Genomic DNA, 14,355 nt, shown 5'->3' with positions numbered 1-14,355 from the left:
TATGGAAATGGTCTCTCTTTATTTTCCGGCAATTTGCAATATAATAGAGGAAAGCCAAAATATGAAATGGAGTTTTTGTTCATGCCACTTACTTTGAATCCACGCGCAGAAGCGCTTCGAGTATCTGGAATCCGCCAGTTTTTCAATCAGCTGGTGAATTATCCCGATGCCATCAATTTAACCATCGGCCAGCCGGATTTTCCGACGCCGGAACCGGTCAAGGAAGCCGGGAAAGCTGCCATTTCAGCTGATTTGACGGGTTATTCCCATAATGCAGGGCTCTTGGAACTGCGCCAGGAAATTGCGGCGTTTTTCCAGGATACTTATGGACTTACATACAATCCACAAACCGAGATTATTGCGACAAACGGCGCCAGCGAAGCGCTGGATGCGGTCTTCCGGACGATTCTTTTGGAAGGCGATGAAGTGATTATTCCCGCGCCGTGCTTTGCGGGCTACGAGCCGATTGTGGAATTGAACGGCGGCAAGCCGGTCTTGCTCGATACATCAGAAACCGGGCTGGTGCCGACAGTGGAAGCCATCCGGGCGCTGGTGACGGAGAAAACGAAAGCGATCCTGTTTAATTTTCCGTCGAATCCAACCGGCGTCACCTTGACGAAAGCCCAAATGGAACCGATTGTGGAAGAACTCAGAAAACACGAGATTTTCGTCGTGACCGATGAAATCTACAGTGAAAATACATTTGAAGGCACACATACATCTTTTGCCTGTTTTGATTCGATCAAAGACCGCACGTTCCTGGTACACGGCTTGTCCAAGTCCCATTCCATGACCGGATGGCGCATGGGCTTTTTATTGGGGCCGGAACAATATGTGCAGCAAGTATTGAAAGTGCATATGTACAATACGGTGTGCGCTTCGGTGCCGAGCCAGTACGCTGCCATCGAAGCATTGAAAAACAACCGCGATGCACCGGAAGTGATGAACCGTGCATACCGCGAACGCTGTGATTTTGTATACGGGAAACTGGTTGAAATGGGTCTGGACGTCGTTAAACCGACAGGAGCCTTCTACATATTTCCTTCGATCGCGAAATACGGGATGACTTCTTTTGAATTTGCTACGGCTTTATTGAAAGAAGGGGGAGTAGCAGCTGTTCCGGGATCGGCGTTCACCAAAAACGGGGAAGGCTTCCTGCGGATTTCCTACGCCTATTCCATGGAAACGCTTGAAGAGGCGATGAACCGCATGGGCGCTTGGCTGAAAACACGGCAACTGTAAAAAGAGCTTGAAGAGCAGCATTTAGAGGAGGGCATAGAGATGACGGCATACTGGGGGACTCCCGAAAAGTTGCAGGAATTATTGATTGAACTGGTGAGCTGGAAAAGCATGACGCTGACAGACGGCGAAGTCGAATTCGCTTATAAGCTGAAAGAAAAGCTGGAGATGCTGCCGTATTTCCAGGAGTACCCGGAGCGCTTGTCGCTCAGTGCGGTAAACTGGGGGCGCGAAAACCTGACGGCGCTTTATAAGCATCCGGAAGCGGTGGAAACAATTGTGCTGATCAGCCATTACGATACGGTGCATACTTCCGAGTACGGCGATTTGGAGCCGCTTGCCTGCAGCCCGCTGGAATTGGCGGAAGCGTTCAAAAAAGTGCAGGATGAGTTGGATCCGGAAGCGCAAGCAGACCTGGAATCAGGCGAATACCTCTTCGGCCGGGGCACGATGGATATGAAGGCCGGCCTTGCGCTTCATATGGCATTGATTGAAAAAGCGGCGGCTGAAGAGTGGCCGATCAATTTGCTGCTGGTGACAGTTGCAGATGAAGAAGTGAACTCTGCCGGCATGCGCTACGGCGTTTCGAAATTGCTGGATCTCGAGCGTGAACACGGCCTCGAGTACATTCTATTCTTGAATGGCGAGCCCGTCTTTGCCCAATATCCAGGCGACATGGCCCACTACATCTATACCGGATCCATCGGAAAAATTATGCCGTCGGCGTTGTTCTACGGAAAAGAAACGCATGTCGGCGAACCGCTGTCCGGCATCACGTCGAGCTACATTTCAACGTATTTGACGCACCGCATGGAATGGAATACTTCGTTCCGCGAAACCGTCTACGGGGAAAAGACGCCGCTGCCGGTGACGTTGATGCAGCGCGATATGAAACTTGAGTATTCGGCGCAGACGCCATACCGGACCAGCGCGATGTACAATGTCTTCCTTATGGAAAAAACTGCGGAAGAAGTGTTCGAGCAATTCGAGAAAGTGGCCATTGAAGCGATGGAACATTGCACGCGCGATTATTTGGAAATGTGTGAACGCGAAAACATCGAACCGCTTGGAGAAATCCGGGTTCTTCGCTTTGAGGAACTGATGAAATACGCCATCAATAAATTCGGCATCGACTACGTCAACGCGGCGCTGTACGATACCATGATGCATCCGGAATGGGACGTCCGCGATAAATCGATGCGAGTTGTCGACATTTTGTTGATCAATTGCCAGGAATTGACGCCGGCGACCGTCCTGCTTTATGCGCCGCCGTATTACCCGGCCGTGAATTCATCGGAGAACGAACTCGTCAAGCGCTGCCTGGAGCAAGTGACGGCAAACGCCAAGGAGAAATTCGGTTTGAAACTGGAACAGATCCATTACTTCAACGGCATTTCTGATTTAAGTTATGTGAACTTCGCTGACCAAAACGGCGGCTGGATCACTTACGAAAAAAATACGCCGGTTTACGGCGACCTTTACAGCATCCCGTTCCAGGCAATGAAGCATTTGCAGGCGCCGGTGTTCAACGTCGGCCCATTCGGCAAAGATGCCCATAAACGCACAGAACGGCTGCACATCAAAAATACCTTTGAAGAAATGCCGATTTTATTGGAAGAAATGATCCTGTCGATTGCGGTTAAAAGCACGATCAGTGAATAAAAGAAGGCCTTCGCATATAGCGGAGGTCTTTTTTTGTGGAAGGCGTTCGGAAGAACTTCGATAGAAAGCGGGAAAACACTGATAGAAAATTCGAAAACACCTATAGGAACTTGAAAAACTTCGATAGCAATCAAATAAACAACGATAGAAACAGCAGAAGACGCTGGTATGGGTTTTCCGGCATTTCGCGGTAAGCGAAATGCATCGTTTGTTTTAAGGAGACCTTTGCAGTGTGCAAAGGTCTTTTCCGTTCAGGATTTTGGGTATCGGCAGGCAGGTTTTTATAAGAACATCGATAAGAAGCTTCATAACTTCGAAAAGAAACTTGAAAAACGTCGATAGAAAAACGGAAAACTTCGATAGAAATAAAAAAATAGAGATAAAACCTGTTAAAAACATCGATAAGGATTCTCCGCAATTGAAAAACTTTGAGCTTCAAATCTCATTTTCTCCGCGAAATAACGCTTCAAAAACGAGATTTGGATATTTATGGAATATCTATACGCTGCTTGCTACAATAGAGCAAGGAGGTGAGGGAAATAATCATTAAATACCGAAAACGCACAGAGAAAATTGCCGGTTATGAAGCCTTACTAAAAAGGCTGCCTGTCGGCCATGAAAAAACTGGAACTGTCCTTGAAATGTTGAACTATGAAAGAGCAGGTGCAGGAGGGGAAGAGCGGGTGGACGAACTTCTTTCATTCTTTGAGCCGAACTATCCCTTTGTGGTCATCCAAGACTTGTCGCTGCCTGATCGCAGCCAGATCGACACGATCATCATTACTCAAGACCGCCTATTCATATTGGAAATTAAAAATATGGGAGGAAAGTTAAGGCACCAAACAAACCCCAGTGTACTGCATCAAACTTTTCAAAATGGAAACCAACGCTATTTTAAAAGCCCCGTAGTCCAAGCTGAAACGGCAAAGATAAAAATGGAAAAGGTCCTCAGGAAAATTGGATACACCTTGCCTGTCCAAACGGCGGTCATCATGGCCTATCCTTCGCAAGTCATTGAAAACGTGCCGGCGGACGCAACGGTTTGGATTGCAGATGAATTGTTTTTTCAGCTTCATCGCATGGAAATCGGCAATCAGCTTTTAACTGAAGAACAATTGCATTCCCTCGGTGCACAACTGCTCGCCATGAATCAAAAATACCAGCCGTTTCCCCTAGCCCCCAACTTGAGAATCAACCCACGAGATATCCAGCCAGGCGTATATTGCCCCCGATGCCGATTGAGAAAAATGAACCGCATTGTCCGCAAATGGGAATGTGCGCCGTGCAATTTGTTTAGCAAGGACGCGCACCTAGAAGCGATTGACGAATGGTTTATGCTCATCAAATCGACCATCACTACTAATGAATGCAAAACCTTTCTGGGTGTGCAGACGACAGACGCAGCAAAACATGCATTGCGGAGAAATAACCTGGAAGAAGTCGGTGGAAGAAGACATCGGTTCTATAGACAAAAACAAGAACAGCGAAAGAAACGGTGAAAACTCCGATAGAAAACCTAAAAACTCCGATAGAAAACTTAAAAACTCTGATAGAAATCGAAAAAGCACAGATAGAACCCGCCCCGCATTTCGCCAACAGCGAAATGCATGTTTAGTCTTTGAGGAGACCTTTGCGTGCAGCGAAGGTCTTTTCCGTTCAAATCACTTGAACTTGGTTTTTAAGCAGGTGGTATGTACCAGAACGTCGATAGGAACTCAAAAAACACCGATAGAAATCCGAAAAACTCCTTTAGAAACAAAAATAACAAAGATAAACCCCACCGAAAACATAGATAAACCCTTCGCACTTCTTCACCTTCCTGATCTTCAGAAGCCGAAAATAATCCTTCCTGTCCTACAACACTCCCCATCAATCATGTACAATTTAAGCTATACATATTAGGAGGAGATCGAGATGAAGATTGTGAAGGCCGAAATTTACAGTGTGGAGTTTCCGTTGAAAGAACCGTTTATCATTTCCTATGCGACATATCCGAATATGCCGGCAGTTATTGTGAAGCTGGAAACGGATACCGGAATTATTGGCTACGGCGAAGCGGTGCCGGATGAGCATGTCACGGGAGAGCAGGTCAGCGGGACATATGAAATCTTAAAGAACGTACTCGTTCCGGAAATTCTCGGCCAAAGCCCGTTCGATATCGAAGAGATCCACCACCTTATGAATGCAGCCATTGCCCGCAATCCAGCGGCAAAAGCCGCGATTGACATGGCGTGCTACGACTTGATGGGAAAAGCGGCAGGGCAGCCGGTCTACAACTTGATCGGCGGACAGGCGCATGAACATTTGCAGTATCCAAAAGTGCTGAGCATCGAAGCACCGGAAATCATGGCGGAAAAAGCGAAACGGGCAATGGATGAAGGATTCAGCAGCCTAAAGCTCAAAGTGGGCGGCAGCGACTCGGCAACCGACATTGCACGCATTTATGCCGTACGACAAGCGGTCGGGCCGGCTATGCCAATCCGCATCGACGTCAACCAAGGGTGGAAAACGGTCGGGCATGCGGTACAAACGATCAACCAATTAGCGGACGTTCATCTTACTTGGATTGAACAGCCGATTCGCATGGGCGACATCCGTGGGCTTGCCGATGTCCGCAAGAAAACATCGACGCCGATTATGGCGGACGAAAGCGTCCAGACGATGGAAGACGTGCTTGAAATCATCCGCTTGGAAGCGGCCGACTACATCAACATTAAGCTGATGAAATGCGGCGGCATCTTCCCGGCGGTCCAAATGGCAAAAGCGGCCGAAGCAGCAGGCATCATTGCCCAAATCGGTTCGATGGTGGAGTCGTCAGTCGGATCCGCTGCCGGCTACCATGCGGTCATGGCGCGCCGCAACATCCAATCGGCGGAACTGACAGGGCCGCTCCTGTTCTCTGAAGAAATTGGCAACCTCGACTATCAATTGCCTTACGTCCATCTTTCCGGTGAGCCGGGCCTTGGCATTCAAGTGGACGAAAACCAGCTCCAAAAACTCACTGTCGCCTCTTGCACGGTAGAAGGAGAGGGCAAAACACATGGACAATAAAACCAAAATCCTCGAATACTTTGATCACTTCCATGCCTATCCGGAAGTCAGCTGGCAGGAAACCGAAACGACCAAAAAGCTGGCGGAAATTATGCAAGAACTCGAAATCAAACACAAAACCTTCGATGATGTTACAGGATTGATTGCGGAAATCGGCAAAGGCGAGCAAGTGATTGCGGTCCGCGCCGATATCGATGCCTTATGGCAGGAAGTGCGCGGCAAAGTCCAGGCGAACCATTCCTGCGGCCATGACGCAAATATGGCAATGGTTCTAGGGGCGCTGCTTTATTTAAAAGACGAAACACTGACGAAGCGGATCCGCTTTATTTTCCAGCCTGCTGAAGAAAAAGGTAACGGCTCGCTTGCGATGATCGAGCGCGGAGCAATTGAAGAAGTGACGCATTTATACGGCGTGCATTTGCGGCCAATCGAGGAATTGCCGTTTGGCCAAGTGGCGCCAGCCATCCATCACGGATCCGGAATTTTCCTGAAAGGCAAAATCACCGGCGTAGACGCACACGGTGCGCGTCCGCATCAAGGAAAGAATGCCATTGATGTGATTGCGGCCATCCATCAATTTGTAAAATCGATTTACTTTTCGCCGTTTGAATCGTATTCAGCCAAACTGACGAACATCCAGGCAGGCGGCGACTCGTTGAACATCATCCCCGGAAGCGCAGCGTTCGCTCTTGATGTGCGGTCGCAGTCTAATAGCTTGATGGCGGAACTGCGGGAGCGCATCGACGCGGGCCTCAAATCAATTGCTGGACTGCACGAAGTTGACATCAGCTGGGAATGGGAGGACTATACACCGGCTGCTGAAGTATCGGGCGAGGCAATGCAGATTGCCGATAGCGCCATCCGGTCCGTAGTAGGGGACGACCGGACTGCGGCGCCGCTTGAAACGACCGGCGCCGATGATTTTCATTTCTACACCATCCAAAAGCCTGAATTGAAGGCGGCGATGCTTGGAGTCGGTGCAGACCTTGTGCCGGGGCTTCATCATCCCGATATGACCTTCAATAAAGAGGCGCTTGATATCGGCGCGCGCGTACTCGCAGAAACTCTCCGGAGAAGCTAAAAAGGTTTCTCATTTTGAGGTTCAGGGTATTGTACAAAAGTTAAAGTACATCTAAGATAAAGACTTGTGGGTCATGAAGTAATTAATAACGCAGTCATTAGTTATGAAGGATCGGCTCCTAGTTTCATGGCAAGAGAATGAACATGCATTTTGCCGAAGCAGGACAAGTAAGCAAAACTACAGCTACGAGGAGAAACTTTATGGACATTATTTTGGACGGGTTGACGTGGATCGTCGACGAAGGAAACAATTTATTATGGACGTATATTCTGATTGCGCTGCTTTTGGGTCTCGGCGTTTATTTTACTGTGCGCACAAAATTCGTGCAGATTCGCCTATTTGGCGAGATGTTCCGCGTCATCACTGAGAAAAAAGACGGGGAAGACGGCGTCTCGGCATTCCAGGCATTTACGATTTCCACGGCATCCCGGGTAGGTACAGGGAATATCACCGGTGTGGCACTGGCAATTGCCATCGGCGGACCCGGCGCGGTTTTCTGGATGTGGATGGTCGCATTGATCGGAATGTCCACAGCATTTATTGAAAGTACATTGGCACAGGTGTATAAAGTGAAAGACGGCGAACAGTTCCGCGGAGGGCCCGCATATTATATGGAAAAAGCACTCGGCAACCGCACACTGGGGATTATTTTCGCGATTCTCTTAACCTTAGTATTCGGATTCATTTTCAACTCGGTGCAATCCAATACAATCGCCCAATCATTCGGCGATGTATTTAATATTCCGGAATGGACGGTTGGCGTCGGCCTCGTTATTTTGACGGCATTGATTATTTTTGGCGGGGTCAAACGGATTGCCAGTGTTACACAAGTATTGGTCCCAGTAATGGCTGTATTGTACATCTTGGTCGCTTTCTATGTGGTCATCATAAACATCAGCGAAATCCCGGCCGTATTCGCATTGATCGTGAAAAGTGCATTCGGCCTTGAAGAAGCAGCAGGAGGCGCAATCGGTGCCGCCATCATGCAAGGTGTACGCCGCGGCTTGTTCTCCAACGAAGCAGGTATGGGATCGGTGCCGAACGCAGCAGCAGCTGCAAACGTATCGCACCCGGCAAAACAGGGGCTTGTCCAAAGTCTTGGGGTATTTTTCGATACCATCGTCATTTGTTCGGCGACTGCGTTCATCATTATTTTGGCCGGCGTCTACAAAACAGGCGAACAGGAAGGGATTTTGCTGACGCAAGCTTCCTTGAACGTGCACGTTGGCGACTGGGCGCCTTACTTCCTGGCTGCAGCCATCATGTTCTTTGCGTTCAGTTCGATCATCGGGAATTACTATTACGGTGAAACGAACATTGAATTTATCAATGCACATTCAACTTGGTTGACAGTTTATCGTTTCGGCGTATTGGCAATGGTCATGTTCGGTTCATTGGCACAAGTTGCGCTGGTTTGGAATATGGCCGACTTGTTCATGGGGCTCATGGCAGTGCTGAACTTGGTAGTCATCGCAATACTCGGCAAGACGGCTTTCAAAGTGTTGAAAGATTACACCGATCAGCGAAAAGCCGGCAAAAATCCAGAGTTTTATGCCAAAAACATTCCGGGACTGAAAAATACGGAATGTTGGGGCGAACATAGCAGAGACTAATCGGAAAACACATTCGCCTTAGAGCGAATGTGTTTTTTTGTAAAATCATGGTACAATCCTTGTATGAAAAAATTACTTGTTTTCGTTATCTTATTCATTGTTTTGTTTGTATCTTCGGGCCAGACCTACGAAGAGCAGACCTTGATTCCGGCTTTGGAAAAGTATTTGCCTTCCCAGCCCTTTAAAGAGACACTCAGCCATTTGCACATCCCTTATTGGGGCACATATGTATCAGTCGAAGAAAGGGGCTATTACCAGTTTATCGAATTTCTGCTGCGCAAAGGCGCCCATGTCGTGATGTTCGGGTTGATTGCACTGGCGCTCTTGAACTTATTGCCGAAGCCGCGCGTCTGGCTCGCTTTCGTGATTACGATTGCCATCGCGATGATAGATGAATACCATCAGTCTTTGACAGGCGGCCGCACGCCTACAACGCACGATGTCCTGCTCGATGGTTTCGGGGCACTGTTGTTTTTAAGCGCCTGGACCCTTTGGCACAGACGGAAAAAGAAAGTGAAAAAGCACGAATATGCCAATCAATAAAAGCGGTGCCGGAAAAAAACAATCCGGCACCGCTTTTTATTATGATTTTAAACGACATTTACATAAAGCAAGACAATAATCAATGAAAGTATATATTTTACATTAAGTTTTCTAAATTACTTATAATTCCCTACATTCCTAGAGATAAACATTAAAATGAGCACAAATTTGCATTTGTAATATAAATGTAATAAAAAGTAGTACATTTTTCTGATACACTCAGTAGTGTATTAAGTACTACTTAGAAAAAATAAACGATTCGGTGTCTGATCAACATCCAGAATCCACAAACTAACAGAGGTGTCCAATTGAAAAAACGTTTAGTAGTTATGATGATTGCTGTATTGATTTTTACAGCTAGTCCGTTCATGTCAAATGAAGCCGAAGCAGCCAGTGGAACCGTAACACCAGATGAATTAGTCGCATACGCCAACAAATTTACAGGAGTGCCATATAAATGGGGCGGAACAACACCTTCAGGTTTTGACTGCTCAGGTTACCTTCAATACGTATTCAACCATTTTGGAATTTCCGTTCCGCGTGTTTCTGCGGATCAATATAAAACAGGCACATGGGTATCAAAAAGCAATTTGAAAAAAGGGGACATGGTATTCTTTGGCGCAAGCCCCGGTTCAACCAAAGTCACCCATTCAGGCATTTATGTAGGGAATGGTGGTTTTATCTCTGCAACATCAAGCAAAGGGATTGCCACGGAAAATATTAATACCAACTCATACTGGGCGCCGCGTTACATCGGAGCAAAGCGCTACAGCAGCGTAAAAGCAGCGCCGGTTACAGTATCCGCGCCGAAAAAACAGCTTCCAGTGGGCCAATATTATGACGTATCAACCGGATTTTGGGCATACAGCGCCATTAAAGATTTGAGTGCAAGAGGCATTATCACAGGATATGACGTAAGTGTCTTCAAGCCGCAAAATGCGGTAAACCGCGCAGAAGCGGCTACAATGATTTCTAAAGCGATTGGCCTTAAGCCGATCAGCGGCAGTTCGTTCAGTGATGTATCTTCGAAATACTGGGCGGCAGGTTACATTAATGCTGCGAAAAAAGCAGGCATCATCGACGGCCGAGGTAACGGCAAATACGCACCGACAGCACAAGTTACACGTGCGGAAATCAGTGCAATGCTAACAAGAGCCTTCACCATGAAAGCATCTTCAAGTTCAGTGACGTTCAAAGACATGAAAGGCCACTGGGCAGAGGCGTCCGTTGTCAAAGTTGCTTCGAACAAGCTGGCGACAGGCTACAACGATGGCACATTCAAACCTGACAGCAACGCTACACGCGCTGAAATGGCAACTTTCATCCACAGAGCTATTAAAAAATAAATAAAATGACTAAAAAGGAGCTTCCCGAGGGAAGCTCCTTTGAGCTTGTAGACAAAAGAATTATTACACATGGGAAGTTAATGAACACTCATCACGGGAATCCTGAATCCTCCGTTTCAGCTGGACGCGTTCGGCACTTAGTTGTTCCGTGGGAGCAGCGCGGCGACAGTGGCCGAAGCATGCGGGGGAGGCTTTTACGACGAAGCTAGCACAGCGATGCAGAAACGGAAACAGAAACAGGAGCCGGAGCACGAGCACAAGCACTAGGTTTTCAGTGGTGAGGGGGATGAAGCCCCAACCCGTGGAAAGCGCATGGGCCGGCCCGGTTCGGTTTATGCATGTGTCGGATGCGTTCTGGGGATTCTGCACGCTGCAGACCCACTGGAGGGCGAAGCGTTTAATCCTTCCTATTTCCATTGAAAAAGGCAGTCCGGAATATTGTTCCGGACTGCCTTTTTGATGGGTTATTTTAATACGTTGCTCAGAATCTGTGCATTTTCTGCACGGGTGATCGGGTTTTCCGGGCGGAACGTATTGTCGTTATATCCAGTTACAATTTTGTTCTCAAACACCGCTTGAATCGCATCGTAATAATATTTGGAAGCTGCTATGTCGGTGAATGGCGCTTTCTGTGTGCTCTTCAGCTTATAAATGCGCTGCATAATGATGGCCATGTCTCCGCGTTTGATCGGCGTATCCGGCGAAAACTTGGTTGCCGAAATGCCGTCGATATAGCCGAGTTCATAAGCGCTGTTGATATAGCCGGCAGCGTATGATGTTTTCGGGACGTCGGTGAATTTGTGGTTGGTGTTGTTTTTATTCAAATTCAATGCCCGCCCGATCATAGTGACCGCTTCTGCGCGCGTAATGGAACTGTTTGGACGGAAAGTGCCGTCCGGGAAACCGTTGGTGATTTTCAAGTCAAATACTTTCTGGATAGCAGGAGTGTACCAATAATTCAGCTTCATATCCGGGAACAAAGCCGCTTTTGAAGACAGGGATTGGACTAAGCCGTGGCCGTACAGATTGTCCCGTCCTTTTGCGCCAAGATCCGTTGCTGCTCTATTGATGGTGGCGCGCAGCTGGCCGTTCGACAAATGCGGATAAGCTTCCATATATTGCGCAAAGGTGCCGGCAACAAAAGGCGCAGCCATAGATGTACCTTCGGATACCAAATAATCGTCTTGAGTAGTGGTCTTGAGATCTACGAACGTGCTTTTAATATTTTCTCCCGGCGCTACGAGCTCTTGGTTCGGACCGTAATTGGAAAAATAGGACAGTTTATTCAGTGAAGATACCGAACCGACCGCAATTACCGAAGGAAGTCGGGCCGGGAACAAAACATCTTTGATTTTTAAGTTAGCCCGGTCATTTCCGGAGGCTGCAATGATGACAATGCCCTGATCGTAAGCTTTTTTAACGACTGCCTGAAGCGCTTTGCTGTTTGTTTCTGTTGTCAGGCTAAGGTTGATGATGTCCATCTTTTGCTCGATTGCCCACTCAATGCCGGAAATCACGTCCGTCATATCGCCGACTCCTTGGTCAGAAAGCACCCGGACAGAGTAAATGGAGGAATCGGGGGCCACGCCGACGGTGCCGATTGAATTGTTCTGTGCACCGATGATGCCGGCTACATGCGTACCGTGTCCGAATTTATCGCTGAACGTATTGAAATCTGCAATTTTAGAAACACCACCGGCAATTTTCAAATCCGGATGCTTGTTATTGATTCCTGAATCTACGACGGCAATCTTAATGCCTTTGCCGGTATAGCCAAGCTTTGAGGCGGTATTGGCTTTTATGTGTTTATAACCCCAAGTCTGCACTTGGGCAGCTGCTTTTACGGTTTGGTCGTCTTCGATGTATTCAATAGAAGAATCTGTGCTGGCAGCCTGTACAGCTGGCTGGTCTGGTACAGTGGCGACAACGGCGTTAATGCTATTCAATTCCTCCTGAACAACTGCCCCCATCTCTTCCAGTACTTCGAAATCGATTTCATCTTTAAAAGAAATGATGACTTTTTCAGCTTCATTATCAGAAGCGGAGACTTCTGTCTGATAAATGTTCAACGAACTAAGGGCAAAAGCAAAGGCTGCAAGAATATACATTTTTTTCAATAGATTCCCTCCGTGTCCAAACTGTTTTCTTGTAGTATAGCGCAATATAAAAAAAAGCGGGCTAAAAAGCCCGTTTTTTTAATAATTAATTATTCTCTTTCCATTTGTAATAATCTTCGATGCCGCCTGCAATTGCTTCAGCAGAACGCTGTTTGTAAGTCGCAGAAGCCAGTTTCGAAGCGTCTGTACCGTTTGTGATAAATCCTAATTCTACTAATGCAGCAGGAAGAGGGTTCGAGCCGATTACCAAGTAACCCGCTTCTTTGACGCCGCGGTTATTGTTGTCCATTGCTTTATGAAGCCGGTTCTGGATAAATGTCGCCAACTGCTTGCTGTCTTGGGCCCGTTTATCGAGTGCTGCTGAATAGAAGGTTTCTGAACCGCTTGCTGCTGGAGTTGCAGCGTTCGTATGGATGCTGACAAATGCATTGCCGCCGCTCTTGACAGCCAAGTCTACTCGGCTTGCAAGTGGGATGAAAACGTCTGTCGTACGGGTCATGTAAACGGAAATGCCTTTATTTTTAAGAATTGCTTGCGCGCGTTTTGCAACATCTAGGTTGATTGCTTTTTCTTGCAACCCGTTTGCGACTGCGCCTGGGTCGGTACCGCCGTGGCCTGGATCAAGAACAACAAATCTTTTTGCGTTTACGACAGGAACAACTGTTTTAGAAAGATAAGCAGTGCTGACATAGCCGGTCAAAGTACCGCTTTTGCCGTACGCCCAGCTTCCGTTATAGCCGTAAACCTGGAACTTGGCGCCTTTATTGATTTTGCCTACTGAACTATAGCTAACGTCAGGGCCTTTGCGGACATTCAAGTTATCCACAGTTACATTCATTTCGGAAATCATGACGTTTTTGAAAACAACTCTGAAGTCAGGGTTGAGGCCGCGTGCTACAAAAGCTGCAAACTCTCTTCTGTTCAATTTTTTGTTCGGTTCGTAATTTCCAGATCCTGTGCCGTTTGTGATGCCGGCTGCGGCAATTTTGTTTACTGCTGTATAAAGGCTGGTTGAACTTGTATTTGTTTTAATATCCATGAAATAAACATGGCCGGTTTTAGTAAGGTTGAACGCCCGGCTGATCAGGTAAGCCATCTCGCCGCGTGTCATTGTATCTTTCGGACGGAAATTGCCGTTTGAATCACCAGTAATGATTCCTTTGTCTACCGCTGATTGGATATAGCCGGAAGCGTAGCTTTTTGGATCCACATCTTTAAAGGAAGTTTTTCTGGAAGTGCCATTCAATTTTATGGCACGGCCAATCATAGTGGCAGCTTGTTCACGGGTAACAGAATCAGCAGGGCCGAAAGTCGTTTTGGAAGTTCCGTTGATCAGGCCCTTTTCCCATAAATAGATGATTTCTTTGTCTGTTGTCTTTATATCTTTAAATGGAACCCCGGCAGCTGAAGCGCTGTGTGAGCCCAGAGAAGTAATCACTAAAATCATAGCAACGAAGAAGAGACTAGCTTTTGTTAATAGGTTTTTCATAATTCGAGTATTTCCCCCTAATAGTTTTTTATTATTTCATGTAGTTAGTTTAGCAGACTTTAGTTCTAAAATATCCCTTTTTTTGATAAATGAGAAAATAGTTAGGTTTAAAACTTGAATTTTGGGGTAGCACCTTTGTTCGTAGTTATATTTACCTTTAAAATTATAATTTTTTTCTATTTATTTTCTAATTGGCAAAAATATTGTAAAAATA

The 14,355-nt window shown here is 47.0% G+C and carries 12 protein-coding genes; 10 read left to right on the top strand and 2 right to left on the bottom strand.

Translation table 11 applies throughout. From position 1 onward, the window contains the following. Positions 1–81 precede the first annotated feature (81 nt). The 10 genes from HU147_RS12810 to HU147_RS12765 all read left to right on the top strand — a co-directional run bounded on the left by HU147_RS12810 (position 82) and on the right by HU147_RS12765 (position 10,995). Complete coding sequence (locus HU147_RS12810; RefSeq protein WP_224076625.1) at positions 82–1,242, top strand: aminotransferase class I/II-fold pyridoxal phosphate-dependent enzyme; 1,161 nt, start codon at positions 82–84, stop codon at positions 1,240–1,242. A 39-nt stretch (positions 1,243–1,281) separates the two neighbouring features. Next, on the top strand, positions 1,282–2,901 hold the full coding sequence (locus HU147_RS12805; RefSeq protein ID WP_224076624.1) for a M20/M25/M40 family metallo-hydrolase: 1,620 nt from the start codon (positions 1,282–1,284) through the stop codon (positions 2,899–2,901). 325 nt (positions 2,902–3,226) lie between these two features. Then, complete coding sequence (locus HU147_RS12800) at positions 3,227–3,451, top strand: hypothetical protein (RefSeq protein WP_224076623.1); 225 nt, start codon at positions 3,227–3,229, stop codon at positions 3,449–3,451. A gap of 91 nt (positions 3,452–3,542) precedes the next feature. Then, positions 3,543–4,400, top strand: coding sequence for a nuclease-related domain-containing protein (locus HU147_RS12795; RefSeq protein ID WP_224076622.1), 858 nt, complete (start codon positions 3,543–3,545; stop codon positions 4,398–4,400). A gap of 415 nt (positions 4,401–4,815) precedes the next feature. Further along, positions 4,816–5,952: a mandelate racemase/muconate lactonizing enzyme family protein gene (locus tag HU147_RS12790; RefSeq protein WP_224076621.1), complete on the top strand. Its 1,137-nt coding sequence runs from the start codon at positions 4,816–4,818 to the stop codon at positions 5,950–5,952. Next, a complete protein-coding gene (locus HU147_RS12785; protein WP_224076620.1) occupies positions 5,942–7,033 on the top strand; it encodes an amidohydrolase in 1,092 nt (363 codons plus the stop codon). Before HU147_RS12790 ends, HU147_RS12785 begins: the two co-directional genes overlap by 11 nt. A 200-nt stretch (positions 7,034–7,233) precedes the next feature. Then, positions 7,234–8,646 carry an alanine/glycine:cation symporter family protein gene (locus HU147_RS12780; RefSeq protein WP_224076619.1) on the top strand — a complete coding sequence of 471 codons (1,413 nt, stop codon included), beginning with the start codon at positions 7,234–7,236 and terminating at the stop codon, positions 8,644–8,646. 63 nt (positions 8,647–8,709) lie between these two features. Further along, positions 8,710–9,189, top strand: a complete 480-nt coding sequence (locus tag HU147_RS12775; RefSeq protein ID WP_224076618.1) for a VanZ family protein — start codon at positions 8,710–8,712, stop codon at positions 9,187–9,189. Positions 9,190–9,497: 308 nt separating this feature from the next. Beyond that, positions 9,498–10,535, top strand: a complete 1,038-nt coding sequence (locus tag HU147_RS12770; RefSeq protein WP_224076617.1) for a C40 family peptidase — start codon at positions 9,498–9,500, stop codon at positions 10,533–10,535. A gap of 286 nt (positions 10,536–10,821) precedes the next feature. Beyond that, complete coding sequence (locus HU147_RS12765) at positions 10,822–10,995, top strand: hypothetical protein (RefSeq protein WP_224076616.1); 174 nt, start codon at positions 10,822–10,824, stop codon at positions 10,993–10,995. 4 nt (positions 10,996–10,999) lie between these two features. On the opposite strand, the gene HU147_RS12760 is transcribed toward HU147_RS12765, so the two are convergent. Further along, positions 11,000–12,643, bottom strand: coding sequence for a S8 family peptidase (locus tag HU147_RS12760; RefSeq protein ID WP_224076725.1), 1,644 nt, complete (start codon positions 12,641–12,643; stop codon positions 11,000–11,002). A 94-nt stretch (positions 12,644–12,737) separates the two neighbouring features. Beyond that, positions 12,738–14,099, bottom strand: coding sequence for an N-acetylmuramoyl-L-alanine amidase (locus tag HU147_RS12755; RefSeq protein ID WP_224076615.1), 1,362 nt, complete (start codon positions 14,097–14,099; stop codon positions 12,738–12,740). Between the last annotated feature and the right edge of the window lie 256 nt (positions 14,100–14,355).

The organism is Planococcus chinensis (assembly GCF_020071995.1).
GTDB lineage: Bacteria > Bacillota > Bacilli > Bacillales_A > Planococcaceae > Planococcus > Planococcus chinensis_A.
The sequence above is the reverse complement of the archived record's forward strand: the minus strand, read 5'-3'. Positions and strand labels throughout refer to the sequence as shown.

Coding starts and splice junctions, on each gene's coding strand:
- HU147_RS12785 (WP_224076620.1), top strand. CDS start 5,942: ATGGACAATAAAACCAAAATCCTCGAATACTTTGATCACTTCCATGCC.
- HU147_RS12755 (WP_224076615.1), bottom strand. CDS start 14,099: ATGATTTTAGTGATTACTTCTCTGGGCTCACACAGCGCTTCAGCTGCC.
- HU147_RS12805 (WP_224076624.1), top strand. CDS start 1,282: ATGACGGCATACTGGGGGACTCCCGAAAAGTTGCAGGAATTATTGATT.
- HU147_RS12760 (WP_224076725.1), bottom strand. CDS start 12,643: ATGTATATTCTTGCAGCCTTTGCTTTTGCCCTTAGTTCGTTGAACATT.
- HU147_RS12780 (WP_224076619.1), top strand. CDS start 7,234: ATGGACATTATTTTGGACGGGTTGACGTGGATCGTCGACGAAGGAAAC.
- HU147_RS12795 (WP_224076622.1), top strand. CDS start 3,543: ATGTTGAACTATGAAAGAGCAGGTGCAGGAGGGGAAGAGCGGGTGGAC.
- HU147_RS12790 (WP_224076621.1), top strand. CDS start 4,816: ATGAAGATTGTGAAGGCCGAAATTTACAGTGTGGAGTTTCCGTTGAAA.
- HU147_RS12775 (WP_224076618.1), top strand. CDS start 8,710: ATGAAAAAATTACTTGTTTTCGTTATCTTATTCATTGTTTTGTTTGTA.
- HU147_RS12765 (WP_224076616.1), top strand. CDS start 10,822: ATGAAGCCCCAACCCGTGGAAAGCGCATGGGCCGGCCCGGTTCGGTTT.
- HU147_RS12810 (WP_224076625.1), top strand. CDS start 82: ATGCCACTTACTTTGAATCCACGCGCAGAAGCGCTTCGAGTATCTGGA.